The 14,548-nt window shown below is 63.7% G+C and carries 10 protein-coding genes and 3 tRNA genes; 5 read left to right on the forward strand and 8 right to left on the reverse strand.

Translation table 11 applies throughout. The features are described from left to right. Nucleotides 1-73 precede the first annotated feature (73 nt). From AC5RTB_RS13995 to tadA, 3 genes are all read right to left on the reverse strand, one after another. A tRNA-Ser gene (locus tag AC5RTB_RS13995) sits at nt 74-163 on the reverse strand. Between the two features lie 51 nt (nt 164-214). Then, nucleotides 215-1,684 carry an SDR family NAD(P)-dependent oxidoreductase gene (locus AC5RTB_RS14000; RefSeq protein ID WP_494061667.1) on the reverse strand — a complete coding sequence of 490 codons (1,470 nt, stop codon included), beginning with the start codon at nt 1,682-1,684 and terminating at the stop codon, nt 215-217. Nucleotides 1,685-1,730: 46 nt separating this feature from the next. Next, nucleotides 1,731-2,210: a tRNA adenosine(34) deaminase TadA gene (gene tadA, locus AC5RTB_RS14005; RefSeq protein ID WP_494061668.1), complete on the reverse strand. Its 480-nt coding sequence runs from the start codon at nt 2,208-2,210 to the stop codon at nt 1,731-1,733. A 22-nt stretch (nt 2,211-2,232) separates the two neighbouring features. On the opposite strand from tadA, the gene upp reads away from it, so the two are divergent. The 3 genes from upp to AC5RTB_RS14020 all read left to right on the forward strand — a co-directional run bounded on the left by upp (nt 2,233) and on the right by AC5RTB_RS14020 (nt 4,717). Next, nucleotides 2,233-2,868, forward strand: coding sequence for a uracil phosphoribosyltransferase (upp, locus tag AC5RTB_RS14010; protein WP_494061669.1), 636 nt, complete (start codon nt 2,233-2,235; stop codon nt 2,866-2,868). Between the two features lie 447 nt (nt 2,869-3,315). Continuing rightward, nucleotides 3,316-4,161, forward strand: coding sequence for a winged helix-turn-helix domain-containing protein (locus AC5RTB_RS14015; protein ID WP_494061670.1), 846 nt, complete (start codon nt 3,316-3,318; stop codon nt 4,159-4,161). A 31-nt stretch (nt 4,162-4,192) separates the two neighbouring features. Continuing rightward, nucleotides 4,193-4,717 (forward strand): SixA phosphatase family protein, encoded by a 525-nt coding sequence (locus tag AC5RTB_RS14020; protein ID WP_494061671.1) that lies wholly within the window; start codon nt 4,193-4,195, stop codon nt 4,715-4,717. Here AC5RTB_RS14020 and AC5RTB_RS14025 read toward each other — a convergent pair. Continuing rightward, a complete protein-coding gene (locus AC5RTB_RS14025; protein WP_494061672.1) occupies nt 4,714-6,123 on the reverse strand; it encodes a dihydrolipoyl dehydrogenase family protein in 1,410 nt (469 codons plus the stop codon). The two genes, AC5RTB_RS14020 and AC5RTB_RS14025, sit on opposite strands and share 4 nt — an antisense overlap. Before the next feature lie 106 nt (nt 6,124-6,229). Continuing rightward, nucleotides 6,230-6,305 (reverse strand) — tRNA-Arg (locus tag AC5RTB_RS14030). A gap of 292 nt (nt 6,306-6,597) precedes the next feature. Here AC5RTB_RS14030 and AC5RTB_RS14035 point away from each other — a divergent pair. Further along, the gene (locus AC5RTB_RS14035) at nt 6,598-8,457 is read left to right on the forward strand and encodes a phosphoenolpyruvate carboxykinase (GTP) (protein ID WP_494061673.1); all 1,860 of its coding nucleotides are present in this window, start codon (nt 6,598-6,600) and stop codon (nt 8,455-8,457) included. 80 nt (nt 8,458-8,537) lie between these two features. Here AC5RTB_RS14035 and AC5RTB_RS14040 read toward each other — a convergent pair whose 3' ends face one another. Continuing rightward, a complete protein-coding gene (locus tag AC5RTB_RS14040) occupies nt 8,538-9,944 on the reverse strand; it encodes a phosphomannomutase/phosphoglucomutase (protein WP_494061674.1) in 1,407 nt (468 codons plus the stop codon). A 123-nt stretch (nt 9,945-10,067) separates the two neighbouring features. Between AC5RTB_RS14040 and AC5RTB_RS14045 the strand changes: the two genes are divergently transcribed. Further along, on the forward strand, nt 10,068-12,182 hold the full coding sequence (locus tag AC5RTB_RS14045; protein WP_494061675.1) for a RecQ family ATP-dependent DNA helicase: 2,115 nt from the start codon (nt 10,068-10,070) through the stop codon (nt 12,180-12,182). 96 nt (nt 12,183-12,278) lie between these two features. Here the strand turns inward: AC5RTB_RS14045 and AC5RTB_RS14050 are convergent. Both AC5RTB_RS14050 and AC5RTB_RS14055 read right to left on the reverse strand, forming a co-directional pair. Beyond that, a tRNA-Ser gene (locus AC5RTB_RS14050) sits at nt 12,279-12,366 on the reverse strand. 64 nt (nt 12,367-12,430) lie between these two features. After that, the gene (locus tag AC5RTB_RS14055; protein ID WP_494061676.1) at nt 12,431-14,521 is read right to left on the reverse strand and encodes a prolyl oligopeptidase family serine peptidase; all 2,091 of its coding nucleotides are present in this window, start codon (nt 14,519-14,521) and stop codon (nt 12,431-12,433) included. Nucleotides 14,522-14,548: the final 27 nt, after the last annotated feature.

The raw sequence follows: 14,548 nt of genomic DNA on the forward strand, positions 1-14,548 counted from the left end.
AACGGTTCCCCCTCCTCGCCTGGCGAGGAGGGGGAACCTGTTACTGCAGTTCAGCGGATCAAGAATCCGCCCATGGCGGTGACGGTGGGATTTGAACCCACGTTGGCTTTTACACCAAACAACATTTCGAGTGTTGCACCTTCGGCCGCTCGGACACGTCACCAACGGTGCCACTTTACCGGCTGAGGTGCTCCACTCCCAAAATGGGTAGAACCTACAGGTCTACGACGTCGTTCTTGCGCGGATCTGGGCGATCGCCCGAGACCATGCCCTTGGCAATCTTGATGGCGGCGACCACGCGAGGAGTGTCCAGAGACCAGTATTCGGCCGTGTCGCCGTCGACCTTGATGAGGGCAACCTTCGGGTCGTCCTTTCCATCGAACCAGGGCTTCACGGATGCGCTCCACAGTTCGTCGATCTTGGCGCGGTCCTTTGTCAGTGTGGCCGTGCCGGCGATCGAGACATAGCCCTTGCCGCTGCTGATGGACACGTTCACCTGAGGGTTGGCTCGGATTTCGTCCGCCTTCGGGGACGGGTCGTCCGTGAAGAACCACAGGTCGCCGTCGAAGTCGGTGTCCTGCACCGCAAGCGGTCGGCTTACGAGCTGACCGTGGGCGTTCACCGTCGTCAGGATGGCGATGTCCGCATCCTTCACGATCTTGGCCAGTTCCTTCATGCCGTCCTGCTGCGAGTTCATTTCTGCTCCTTTGTGATGAGTTGTGTGATTATTTGTCGGCTGATTCGTTGACGAGCGATCTAACGGGTTCGGCGGAGCGCTGCGATGGAGGCGTCCTAGCTTGCCCCACCCGCCGGTCACGGAGTTTGCGCCTCGGACAGGTGCGAACACCGTTCCCGGGTGCGGAGCTACGCGGCCGCGGCGAAGGGCAAGGAGGTTCATCAATGGGCCAACGCCCACGTCATACAACCGCGGCAACAGGGCGTGCACGGGGATGAGCGTTCGCTGCACTGCTCCCACAATCGTGACTGCCCGCGGCGTTTTGACAGTGCGAAGAATGGCCTGCGCCACCCGCTCGGGATGGACTACCGGGGGCAGGGGATGGACATGGTGCCCGGTGTAGTTCGCGGCGTGCTGATAAATAGGCGTGTCAATTGTGGCGGGAAGCACCAGCGAGACGTGGATGCCGCGGGCCTTCCGCAATTCCTGACGAAGTACGCGGACAAAGCCGTACAGCCCAAATTTGCTCGCTACGTATGCGGATACATAGGGAGAGGTGATTCTCGAATAGACGGAGCCGATGAAGATCAGGGTTCCGGCGCCCTGTTCCCGCATGTGCGGCAGCGCCTGCCTGGCGGTGTTGGCGGCACCGACAAGATTGGTCTCGACGACCTTCCTGAACACCTCCGATGGAGTGGCTTCGAAGGTTCCATAGGCGTACACCGACGCGTTCGACACGCAGACATCGATCCGGCCGAATTCCTCAACAGCCGCCTGCATCAGCGCCGCCACCTGTGCTTCGTCACAGACATCCGCCGGGAGGCAGATCACGCGGGCCCCGCGCTCGCGGCACTCGCTCGCTACTTCCTGCAGGTTGTCGTCACCGCGCGCAGCAAGAACCAGATGGGCACCCTTCTCGGCGAAAGCCCGGGCGGTGGCCCGCCCAATCCCGCTGCTGGCACCGGTGATGACGACGACGGCGCCCTTGATACTTTTCCCGCGCTTCACTGGACCCTCCATGTGGTTGGTAAGCACGCTTATCAACCACCGTACGTCAGCGTCTGCGAATAGCGAAGAACTCCTTCAGGAGCGCAGCACACTCGTCCTCGAGGACGCCGGGGAACACTTCGGTCCAATGGTTCAGGCGGCGTTCGCGCAGAACGTCGAAGACTGACCCGGCAGCGCCGGCCTTCTCATCCCAGGCACCGAAGACAACCCGGGGGATGCGCGCGAGCACACTGGCCCCCGCGCACATCGAACACGGCTCAAGAGTCACCACGAGCGTGCACCCGTCCAGCCGCCATGTCCCGAGCGCAGCGGCCGCCCGGCGGATTGCAAGCACTTCGGCGTGGGCGGTGGGATCACCGGTCGCTTCGCGTTCATTCCAACCGGTGCCCAGCACCGTGCCGTCAGGACCAACGACGACGGCGCCAATCGGCACATCCGCCGTCTCGCCTGTGCGACGGGCCGCCCGCAGCGCCAACTCCATCCACGCGGCGTGATCCCGCTGTACGGGGGCAGGGTGGGCAGTCATGTGCCAATGATACTTTTGACCAATGCGCGTTCTGGTTGTCGACCATCCCCTGGTGTCCCACAAACTGACGGTCCTGAGGGACAAGAACACTTCGTCACCGGTTTTCCGGTTGCTAACGGAAGAGTTGGTGACCCTGCTCGCCTATGAGGCAACCCGGGATGTGCGCGTTCAACCTGTGCGGATCGAGACCCCGGTGACTACCGCCGTCGGAACCGGCCTGGTGAAACCCACGCCGCTGGTGGTCCCCATCCTGCGCGCAGGACTGGGCATGCTCGAGGGAATGACGCGTCTGGTACCCACCGCCGAAGTGGGTTTCCTCGGCATGGCCCGTAACGAGGAAACCCTCGAAGCTATCACCTACGCCGAGCGGTTGCCGGATGACCTTACCGGCCGTCAGGTGTTCGTGCTCGACCCGATGCTTGCTACGGGAGGCACCCTGCGTGAGGCGATCAAGTTCCTGTTCCGCCGCGGCGCAGCCGATGTCACCTGCATCTGCCTTCTCGCTGCGCCCGAGGGCCTGGAGGCACTCCAACAGGAACTTGAGGGCGCCAACGTCACCATTGTCCTGGCATCGATTGACGAAAAGCTGAATGAAAATGCCTACATCGTCCCTGGCCTGGGAGATGCGGGTGATCGCCTTTACGGCGTTGTGGGCTAGGCCACCCCTGTCCATTATTCGGGCAGCGGGATGAGACCCTGCAGTGCAACCGGTTCACTTGCTGGACGATTTGCCTCGTGCAGGGGGGTTTGACTTCGATCCGTCTTCAGGTGTGGTGTGTCAGGGAGTCGCCATTGACATTTCGTCCACTTGAGGACCAGTCCAGAATGCGGACGCTTTACCATTGTTACTTGCGCGTAGCCGATTGTTACGTGCAATAATTCGAATTGTGAACACCAACTCAGCAGCATCTGCAGCCGCAGCATATTCCCCGGGCATCATGTCCGCGCAGGGATCGCGCTGTTGTCGAATGTGCGCGTAACGGATTACCCCACCTGTTACGCATTTACTAGCCCGACGGCGGGCTCCACAGAAGCTCCATCTCGACCGGGCACACCCCTGCATTCGAGCCGTGATGACGGCGATTCACCATGAGGTTGTTTAGACATGACCCTTTCTTCCGGATACGTCCACATTTCCCTCCGCAACGCCCAGAACCGCGCCAGCGCTCAGCGGCAGGCCTACGGCCAGCGTCCCGGCGTTCCTGGTTATACCCAGCCCGCTGCTGCTGGGTATGCTCCGGCTTACGGACAGCTGCAATCCGTACCATCACCTGCTGACGCAGCGCAGCAGCCCATTACCGCACCCGTTCCGGTGGTGACTCCCAACGGGATTCCCGGACCGCAGCCGGTTACGGGGGACACAACCGCACGCGGCTTCGTGCTCTACGTTGCGCTGGACGAGGACACCGCCGCTGAGCATGACACAACGCTGAGCAAGCTTGCGCAGGACGTGCGTGCCTACGTCCGCACCCTGGTCCCCGGCGCACAGAGCCACGCCGCCGTTGCTCTTGCCCCCGCCGACGCCGTCGGCACCGATATCGACGTTGTCCGGCAGGCGCTCGGAGACCCGACGGTGAACCGTCGGCCGCGCACCGACCAGCAGCCCACCCCGCCGCCGGCCCCCCGCCCTACCGGCGTCCTGATCGACCTTTCGCGGCGCGAAGTGCACCTTGACGGAGACATCCTGAACCTGACGTTCAAGGAATTCGAGCTCCTCAATTACCTGGTCGAGAATGCGTCGCGGACCGTCGGACGCGAGGAACTTCTCTGCGGACTGTGGCGCAATGCCGACGAGGTGCCAAACGAGCGCACCATCGATGTACATATCCGCCGCCTGCGCTCGAAGCTCGGTCGCCTGGCCAACACCGTACGTACAGTCCGCGGACAGGGTTACCGTTTCTACGAGCACCCCGAGGTCGTTGTCTGGGCCGCTCCGGAGTACTCCATCTAATCTGCCGCATTGCACGAAGTAGGGTGAGAGGATGTCCTCGCACCATCTGAAGCGCCTGATGCTCATGCGGCATGCCAAGTCTGACTGGCATGGCGATGTGGCCGACCATGAGCGGCCCCTGAGCGCACGCGGGCATCGGGATGCGCCGCTGATCGGGCGGTGGATGGTGGATAACGGCGCCGTTCCTGACCTCATCATCACGTCAACGGCACTGCGCGCGCGCCAGACCTGCATCTGGGTATGCCAGGAACTGGGGGAGAAGGCACCGACACCGAGGCTCGAGCCGAAACTCTATGCGGCGAGCGCTACGGAGATGCTCACCGTAATCAACCACGTGCCGGAAACGGCCACCAGCGTCCTGGTGATCGCGCACCTGCCCGGCATCCAGAACCTCGCGATGCGGCTCGCGTCAGTGGATTCCGACGAGGACTCCGTCGTTGACCTTGCCACCCATTATCCGACAGCGGGGCTCACCGTCCTCAACCATGCCGGCCAGTGGGCTGAGCTGGACGGGCGCGATGCCGACGTGACCGACTTCGTAGTCCGCCGCGCCTAGAGCCCGTACTCCTCCAGCAGGCGCAGCCATACCTCGCTGATCGTTGGATAGGCGGGCACCGCATGCCAGAGGCGGTCCAGCGGAACCTCGCCGGCGATTGCGATGGTCGCAGCATGCAGGAGCTCGGCGACGTCGGGTCCGGCGAAGGTCACGCCCACCAGCACTCTCCGGTCCTCGTCGACCACCATCTGCGCCCAACCCTCGTACCCGTCGGCGTGGAGCGAGGATCCGGCGACCGCCAGATCGAGCGACGTCTCGCTGACGTTCAGTCCGTCCTTCCTTGCGGCCTCGAGGGTTCTGCCGACCATGGCTATTTCCGGATCGGTGAAGACAACCTGGGGAACTGCGTGGGTGTCCGCGGTCGCTGCGAACGGGCTCCACGGTTCCGGCTTTCCCATGAGTGAACCGTTGGCCCGCGCGACGATGGCGTCGCCGGTCATCCGCGCCTCGTACTTGCCCTGGTGGGTGAGGAGCACCTTTCCGGCGGCATCGCCGACAGCGTAGAGCCATGGATGGCCACTGACCTGCCCGGAATCGTCCGTATCGATCGCCTTGGGTTCCAGCCCGAATTGCTCGACGCCAAGATCGGCCAGCGCCGGACGGCGGCCCGTGGAGACCAGCAACTTCTCCGACTCCACGATGGCACCGCCGGCCAGGCTCACACGGAACCGGGCGTCGTAGGCGACAGATTCGGTGTCCGAATGCAGATGGAGGGTGACGCCGTCGCGCTCCAGTCCCTGCTGCACCAGGCGTGCAGCAGGTTCCGGGTAATTACCGAGCAGCCCGCTTCGCGCAACCAGGGTTACTGTCGAACCGAGCCGCGCGTACGCCTGCGCCAGCTCTGTTCCCGCAACGCCGCCGCCCAGGACAGTGAGGCTCTCTGGGACCTCCATGGCGGCCGTCGCTTCCCGTGTGCCCCAGTAGTTCAGCCCATTGAGTCCGTCAATAGGCGGGATGAACGGGGTGGATCCGGTGGCGAGCACCACGGCGTGGCGGGCAACGAGGGTGGCCGCGCCGTCGTCGGTGGTCACCTCCACCCGACGCTCGCCGCTCAGGCGCGCGCTTCCGCGGATCAGCGTGATGCCGGTGTTGCTTACCCACTCCGCCTGCGAGGAATCGTCCCAGTGGGACGTGAACTCGTTGCGTCGGGAGAGCACTTGCGGTGCGTCGAGAGTGCCGGTGACGGCCTCACGCGAGCCGGCCACCGCACGTGCAGCCTGCAGGGCGGACCCGGGCCGCAGCAATGCCTTGGACGGCATGCATGCCCAGTAGGAACATTCGCCTCCCACCAGTTCGGCCTCCACGAGCACGGCGGACAGTCCCCCCCGGACTACGCGGGCGGCAGCGTTCTCACCGACGGCGCCTGCTCCCATAACAACGACGTCGGTGGTTTGTTCAGCGCTCATGGTCCTGAGCTTTCCACCCGACCGTCGGGTGGGCAAGCAGTTAGCTTAAGTCCGTTGGGAAGGCGGTTAAACGCAGAACCGCCCCGGTTTCCCGGGGCGGTTGGTCTGGTGCGCGCGAAGGGATTCGAACCCCCAACCTTCTGATCCGTAGTCAGATGCTCTATCCGTTGAGCTACGCACGCAATTCAAAAGCCGTATTAGTGACTTCTTCATGGCCGTTTGGCCGTAGATAACTTTACAGCCATTCTGAACCTAATGCTAATTGGCCGGTGGGGGTGTCTTCTACTCACAGGTAGTATAGACCGGTCTATGTGACCTTCGTCACACCCCCTGTTCCGGTGGTCTATTGAATTCCGCAGAAACTCGCGGATCAAGCGGAACCGGGGTCGAAGTGAGAGCGCGCAGCCACTGAAACCGCCCGGGATCCCACCCCTAGCATCAATACACACCATCCACCCAACGAAGGGAAGAGAAATGGGCGATTTCGCGCGACAGCCGCTGCTCGCAGACCGAGCGACTGACCGGAATGCAGCAACATCTGCACCGACAACCCACCAGGGACTGCTGGACTGGGTTGAGGAGACTGCCGCGCTGACACAGCCGGACCGGGTGTATTGGGTCAACGGATCCGAAGAGGAGAACAACCAGCTCACTGACGAGCTGGTCTCCGCAGGCACGTTCACACGCCTCAACCCTGAGATCTTCCCTAATTCTTTCGCGGCGTTCTCCGACCCGGCCGATGTTGCCCGCGTCGAAGAGCAGACGTTCATCTGCTCCCGTAACGAGCGTGACGCAGGGTTCACCAACAACTGGATGGACCCCGACGCGATGAAGGAGAAGCTGCGCGGCCTGTTCGCCGGCTCCATGCGCGGCCGGACCATGTACGTGATCCCGTTCGTGATGGGCCACCTCGACGCGTCGCACCCCAAGTTCGGCGTCGAGATCACAGACAGCGCCTACGTGGTGACTTCCATGCGCATCATGGCAACCATCGGCACGAAGGTTCTGGACCGGTTGACGGAGCTCAAAGCCGACTTCGTTCCAGCCCTGCATTCCCTCGGTGCGCCGCTTGAGCCCGGGCAGGAGGACGTCGCGTGGCCGTGCAATGACGAGAAGTGGATTGTGCACTTCCCGGAAGAACGCTCCATCTGGTCCTTCGGCTCCGGATACGGCGGAAACGCGCTGCTCGGCAAGAAATGCTACGCGCTGCGCATTGCCTCCGTGATGGCCCGCGACGAAGGCTGGCTCGCGGAGCACATGCTCATCCTTAAGCTCACCTCGCCGCAGAACAAGACCTACTATGTCTCGGCGGCTTTCCCCTCCGCGTGCGGCAAGACGAACCTCGCCCTCCTTGATCCGACCATCGAGGGGTGGAAGGTCGAAACACTCGGCGACGACATCACCTGGATGCGCTTCGGTAAGGAAGGCGAACTACGGGCAGTGAATCCGGAAGCAGGCCTGTTCGGCGTTGCGCCCGGCACCGGCTGGCAAACCAACCCCAATGCCATGCGCGCGATCGCCAAGGGGAACTCCATCTTCACCAATGTGGCACTGACCGACGACGGCGGTGTCTGGTGGGAGGGTATGACCGAGGAAGTGCCTGCGCACCTGACGGACTGGAAGGGTGATGAGTGGACGCCCGCCTCCGACGCAACTGCCGCGCACCCCAACGCCCGGTTCTGCACGCCGATTGACCAGATCGACATGCTCGCCGAGGAGTTCAATGATCCGGAAGGTGTTGAGCTGTCGGCGATCCTGTTCGGCGGCCGGCGCAAGACCACGGTCCCGCTGGTCACCGAGTCGCGAGACTGGACCAACGGAATCTTCATGGGCTCCACGCTGTCTTCGGAGACTACGGCCGCCGCTGCCGGGGCGGTCGGCAGGGTTCGTCGCGATCCGATGGCGATGCTTCCCTTTATCGGGTACGACGCCGGTGATTACCTGAGCCACTGGCTGAAGGTCAGCGGGCAGGCGAATCAGGCCCGTCTGCCGAAGATCTTCCTGGTGAACTGGTTCCGCCGCACCGCGGACGGCGGCTTTGCGTGGCCGGGCTTCGGCGACAACTCCCGCGTCCTGAAGTGGATTATTGAGCGGCTCGAAGGTGAAGCCGATGCAGTTGAAACACCGATCGGGTACGTGCCTGCACCGGATTCCCTCGACCTGACCGGCCTGGACCTCAGCCCCGCTGACGTTGAGCAGGCGGTTCGCGTCGACCGGGACGAATGGGCGGCCGAACTCGAAGGCATCGAGCAGTGGTACCAGCAGTTCGGTGATTCGCTGCCGGGCGAGCTCTCCAGCGAGCTGCAGAGGCTGAAGGAGCGATTCGCCGTCTGACGGACGCGTAATTGAGTGCGTAGTGTGGCCGGTTCTGCGATCAACGCGGAGCCGGCCACATCGCATTTCCGGACCGGCTGCTACTGGCGGATCTGCACGAGCACAGCGGTAGTGAGGTTCTCGAGGGTCCGGGGATCTTCCGCTTCAGCGTTCAGCCTCAGGAACGGCTCCGTGTTGGACGCACGGAGGTTGAACCACCAGGAGCCGTCTTCGGCGGTGAACGTGAGGCCGTCAACCTCATCCACCGTGACGCCGTCGTTCTCGAATTCCTGCCGTACCCGCGCTGTGGCGGAACTGACGTCCTGGAGCCGGGTGTTGATTTCACCGGACGCGAAGTAGGGCTCGTATTCCCGGCCCAGTTCTGACAGCGGCTGACCCTGTTCGCCGAGTGCGGCGAGTACATGCATCGCCGCGAGCATTCCCGTGTCGGCGTTCCAGAATTCCCGGAAGTAGTAGTGAGCCGAGTGCTCCCCGCCGAAGACCGCGCCTTCCTCTGCCATGACGGCCTTGATGAACGAGTGGCCTACCCGGGTGCGGACCGGCTGCCCGCCCTCGGCGCGGACGAGTTCCGGCACGGCGCGCGAGGTGATGAGGTTGTGGATGATGACCGGCTTCTGCTCGCCGGCTGCCTGCGCCCGGCGGATCTCCCGCCTCGCAACCATGCCCGTAATGGCACTGGGCGATACCGGGTTGCCCTGCTCGTCGATGACGAAGCACCGGTCGGCGTCCCCGTCGAACGCCAGACCGATGTCCGCTCCGTTGCTGACTACTGCCTGCTGCAGGTCGCGAAGGTTCTCCGGCTCGAGCGGATTCGCGGGGTGGTTGGGGAAAGTCCCGTCAAGCTCGAAGTAGAGCGGGACGATGTCCAGCGGCAGCGCGTCCAGGTACTCCGCACCGAGTACCGCGGGAGTGGTGAGTCCGGCCATGCCGTTGCCGGCATCCACGACCACCTTCAACGGACGGATTCCCGAGAGGTCCACGAGTGAACGCAGGTACTCGGCGTAGTCCTTCAGGACGTCGCGGGAGGAGGTGGAACCTTGCCGGTCGGCCGCGGGAATGGCGCCCTCCAGAAGGTACCGTTCAGCCAGTTCCTGCACTTCGGCAAGACCAGTCTCCGAAGACACCGGAACCGCACCGGGGCGGGACATCTTCATGCCGTTGTACTGGGCAGGATTGTGGCTGGCCGTGAAGGTAACCCCCGCCGCGTTATAGGTTCCGCTGGCGTAGTACAGCTCGTCGGTAGAGATCAGCCCAAGAAATACGACATCAGCACCGCGGGTGGTGGCTCCTTCGGCGAACGCCTCGGAGAACTCGGGGGAGGAGGGACGCATGTCTCCACCCACCAGAACCGTTTCCCCGGAAAGCTTCAGCACATCGACGAACGCCGCGCCGACCGCCCGGACGGACTCCACGGTGATGGTCTCACCGACGATCCCCCGTACGTCGTAGGCCTTGAACGATGCGGAAAGGTCGATGGTTGTGTTCACGCTGGAAAGTCTAACCGCTCGGGCAGGTCCGTCCACGGGCAGGGGAGCAATGGACGACGGTGGTTGTCCACACTGCGAAAAAGACCGGCGAATGCGTCAGGGGCAACTGCCATACTGGGGCGCATGGCTGAAACAACCACCCTCCACCAGCGGGCACTCTCGATTCTTCAAACGCTCGTGGGGCGTGAGGATGCTGTCTTCCACGAGGGCCAGTTCGAGGCGATCGAGGCACTGGTTAACGGTGGCCGTCGCGCCCTTGTGGTCCAGCGCACCGGCTGGGGGAAGTCGGCGGTGTATTTCGTTGCAAGCCTTCTGCTGCGCGCTGCGGGTGCCGGGCCAACTCTCATCGTGTCCCCGTTGCTCGCCCTGATGCGGGACCAGGTGGCGGCGGCTGAACGAGCGGGCGTCAGGGCCGCGGCAATCAACTCGGCCAACCAGACGGAATGGCAGGAAATCACCGCCCTGCTTGACGCCGACCAGCTCGATGTTCTGCTTGTATCCCCCGAACGGCTGAACAATCCGGCCTTCCGGGAGAACCAGTTGCCTGAACTTGTCCGGCGCACGGGGCTGCTGGTGATCGACGAGGCCCACTGCATCTCTGACTGGGGCCACGATTTCAGGCCGGATTACCGCCGTCTCCGCGATCTCATTACTGCCCTGCCGCAGGGCGTGCCCGTGCTAGCGACCACGGCGACCGCGAACTCGCGGGTGGTCAAGGACGTTGAGGATCAACTCGGCACAGACGGCACTGCCGTCTACACGCTGCGCGGTGAGCTTGCGCGCAAATCGCTGCGGCTCGGTGTGCTCCGTCTTCCCAGCCCGCGTTCCAGACTTGCATGGTTGCTGACTCATCTCGGAGATCTTCCCGGAAGCGGAATCATTTACACCCTCACAGTCTCGGCCGCAGAAGACACGGCACGGCTCCTGCGCGAAAGCGGTCATGCCGTGCTGGCCTACACGGGGCGCACCGATCCGGCAGACCGCGAATCGGCAGAGAAGGCACTGAAAAGCAATGAGGTGAAGGCACTGGTTGCCACCAGCGCGCTCGGTATGGGCTTCGACAAGCCAGACCTCGGTTTCGTGGTTCACCTCGGAGCACCATCTTCCCCGGTTGCTTACTACCAGCAGGTGGGCAGGGCCGGTCGTGGGACCCCTAATGCCGACGTTCTTCTGCTTCCCGGGAACGAGGACCGTGAGATCTGGGAGTACTTCGCCACCTCATCGATGCCCGCTGAAGACAAGGCCCAGCGCATCCTGGAGGAGCTGGCCGGTGGCGCAGTTCTTTCCACGCCGGCATTGGAAACCCGGGTGGACGTGAGGCGCTCGCCGCTCGAGCTCCTTCTGAAGGTGCTTGATGTGGACGGCGCCGTCCAAAAGGTCACAGGAGGCTGGCAGGCCACCGGGAAACCCTGGACCTACGACCGCGAGCGGTACGCGCGCATCTCCAAAGCCCGTGTGCAGGAACAGAAAGCAATGCTCGATTATGAGAACACCGGTGGCTGCCGCATGGAGTTCCTCGCCGCAGCGCTGGACGATCCTTCTGCGGCGCCGTGCGGAAGATGCGACAACTGCGCAGGGCCCTGGTACTCGGATGAGGTGTCCCACGATGCATCCGAAAGCGCCGGTAGTGCGCTCGGGCGCGTTGGTGTACTGGTTGAGCCCAGAGGGCAATGGCCTTCCGGGATGGACAAACTCAGCGTCCCGGTCAAGGGGCGCATCGCTGCAGACCAGCAGGTTTCCGCCGGCCGTGCGCTCGCACGCATGACTGACCTGGGCTGGGGCAACCGGGTGCGTGAACTCCTCGCGGACTCATCCCAGGACGCACCTCTGGACCCGGCTTCCCTGCAGGCCTGTGTCCGGGTGCTGTCCGAGTGGAAGTGGGACGCCCGGCCGGTCGCCGTCGTCGGCATGCCGTCACGACGGCGGCCCCTCCTTATCCGTTCGCTCGCCGAAGGACTGGCCGGCGTCGGCCGCATTCCGTACCTCGGGGCGCTGCAGTTGCCTCAGGGATGGCCAAGTGGGAGCTCGGGCGGCAACAGTGCGTTCCGTCTCGCTGCGGTGTGGGACAGGTTCGCGGTGCCTGAAGAGGGCCGTGCCTGGTTTGAGGCGAACCCGGGGCCGGTGCTGCTGGTCGATGACTTTGCAGACAGCCGCTGGAGCCTCACGGTAGCCGGCAGGGCGCTCCGTCAGGCCGGCGCTCGGGAAGTACTTCCCTTCGTGCTCGCACTGAAGGCCTGACGTGCAGGGCCGGTGCGGGGGCACCGGCTGAAGACAATCGGCTGAAGATAAAAGGTAAGGCGCCCCGGTGATGAAACCGGGGCGCCTTTCGCAATGCGGAGACGGGGGGATTTGAACCCCCGGTAGGCTTTAGGCCCACACTTCATTAGCAGTGAAGCCCATTCGGCCGCTCTGGCACGTCTCCAGCGGCTATTACTAGCCACCCAAGACTACCCAGAACCTCCGGGCAAGAGCAAAATAACCCAGGCCTACAGTTGGCCGGTGAGCGCCTTCCATACGAATTCGTAGGACATGGCGTGCATACGGGCAGCCTGTCGGTTATCCGATGCCCCGGCATGCCCACCCTCAAGCGCCTCGTGGAACCATACGTTTTCGACTCCGAGCGCCTTCATCCGGGCCGCCATCTTGCGTGCCTGGACGGGGCCTACCCGGTCATCGCTGGTCGCCGTCCAGATCAGCGTCTTCGGATACGTCACACCCTCCCGCAACCGGTGATACGGCGAGAACGTCTGGACGTATTCCCACTGCTCAGGCTTGTCGGGATCACCGTACTCGGCGATCCACGAGTACCCGGCGGAGAGCTTGGTATACCGCTTCATGTCCAGCAGCGGTACGCCGCACGAAACGGCCCCGAACAGGTGCGGATACTGTGTCAGCATGTTGCCCACCAGCAACCCGCCGTTGCTCCTGCCCGTGCAGCCAAGCAGGTCAGGACGCGTAACGCCACGATCCACCAGATCCTGCGCTATTGCCGCGAAATCCTCGTACGCCCGATGCCGGTTGGCGTGCAGGGCTGCCTGATGCCAGGCAGGACCGTATTCCCCGCCACCCCGAATATTGGCCAACACGTACACGCCAGGACGCCCATCATCCGTCCGGCGCTCCAGCCAGCCGCGGCCGGTGACGCCGCTGTACACCGGCGTCATGGCGTGCTCGAATCCGCCGTACCCGGAGAGCAGAGTCGGGTTCCCGCCGTCGAGCACCAGGTCTTTCGACGCCACCTGGAAGTAGGGCACCCGCGTTCCGTCACTGGATACCGTGAAGTGCTGTTCGACGGTGAAGGAGGACTCGTCAAAGTACGACGGTGACGCCTTCACTTCCTGGTGCGCCCCACCGATGGTGCCGCGCACAACCGTGGTGGGTGTGAGGAAGCCGGTGGCGATGAGCCAGTAGTCGTTGCCGGCGTCGTCGTCCTCGTCATCCACCGCGTAGGCATCCACTGAGTGCAGAGGCGGGCAGGCGTCCAGCGGCTCAACCGACCAGGAGTCGGCCGGGGTGAGCACACGGATCTCCGAGGAGACGTCCTTGAGGAGGTTGAGCAGAAGATAATCGCGCGTCCAGCTCCAGGACTGCAGGGCGGTGTGCGCATCCGGCTCGAACAGCGGCGTCAGCGCGCGGTTCCCGGCGAGGAAGTCCTCCAACAGTGCAGCCTGGAGGGAACCGCCGCGGTAGGTCACGCCGTCGAGTTCGAAATCGGTTCGGGGACGCAACAACAGCCATTCCCGGTGCAGCGACACATTGACGTCGTCGGGGACGTCGATGTGCACCCACTCGTTCTCGCGGCGCAGATAGGTTCGGCTGGAATAGAAGTCGACAATGTGCGAAGCTACGTCGCGTTCAAAACCCGGTGTCTGGTCGTGCATCACGGCAGCCATCATTGAGTTCTCAGGAATCTCGAAGTACAGCTGGGCAGCCTCCAGCGGCTCACCACGGCGGAGAGTCCGCACCGTCCGCGGATAGGAGCTCGTGGTCATGGACCCCGGCCCGAAGTCAGTGCCGACATGCAGCGCATCCGGCCCGGCCCAGCTGATTCTGCTCTTTGCCACCGGAATGTCGAAGCCGCCCTCCACAAAGGAACGGTCGACGACGTCGTACTCGCGGTAGCGCTGCGCGTCACCGCCGTCGGGGGAGAGAGCAATCAGCGCACGCCGGTAGGGCTCGCCGGCAGGTGGGCGTAGGAAGAGCGCACCGCCCCACACCCACTCCTGGCCTTCCGTTGCCGCCAGGGCATCGACGTCGAGAAGGACGTCCCACTCCGGGGCATCGGTGAGGTAGCTGTTCCAGGTGGTCCGCCGCCACAGCCCCTTGGGGTGGTCCTTGTCGCGCCAGAAGTTGTAGTAGTGTTCGCCGCGCTTGCCCACCATGGGAATGCGGTCTGTGGAGTCGAGCACCTCAAGCAGGCGCTGTTCGCCGGCGAGGAACGCCTCGTTGACAAGAACTTCCTCGGTGACTGCGTTTTGGCCCCGCACCCACTCGAGGGGTTTGTCCCCGTAGATGTCCTCAAGCCAAAGGAACTCGTCGTCAATTGCCTGGTCATGCCGCTGTGTGGTGGACGTCATACCGTTATCTTAGGCAACCTGCCGGTC

This window comes from Arthrobacter sp. M71 S08, assembly GCF_059089725.1.

Bases quoted from the DNA above. Each gene is read 5' to 3' on its own strand.
- tadA (WP_494061668.1), bottom strand. From the start codon at position 2,210: ATGACTGCCCACCCTGCCCCCGTACAGCGGGATCACGCCGCGTGGATG.
- upp (WP_494061669.1), top strand. From the start codon at position 2,233: ATGCGCGTTCTGGTTGTCGACCATCCCCTGGTGTCCCACAAACTGACG.
- AC5RTB_RS14015 (WP_494061670.1), top strand. From the start codon at position 3,316: ATGACCCTTTCTTCCGGATACGTCCACATTTCCCTCCGCAACGCCCAG.
- AC5RTB_RS14020 (WP_494061671.1), top strand. From the start codon at position 4,193: ATGTCCTCGCACCATCTGAAGCGCCTGATGCTCATGCGGCATGCCAAG.
- AC5RTB_RS14025 (WP_494061672.1), bottom strand. From the start codon at position 6,123: ATGAGCGCTGAACAAACCACCGACGTCGTTGTTATGGGAGCAGGCGCC.
- AC5RTB_RS14035 (WP_494061673.1), top strand. From the start codon at position 6,598: ATGGGCGATTTCGCGCGACAGCCGCTGCTCGCAGACCGAGCGACTGAC.
- AC5RTB_RS14045 (WP_494061675.1), top strand. From the start codon at position 10,068: ATGGCTGAAACAACCACCCTCCACCAGCGGGCACTCTCGATTCTTCAA.
- AC5RTB_RS14055 (WP_494061676.1), bottom strand. From the start codon at position 14,521: ATGACGTCCACCACACAGCGGCATGACCAGGCAATTGACGACGAGTTC.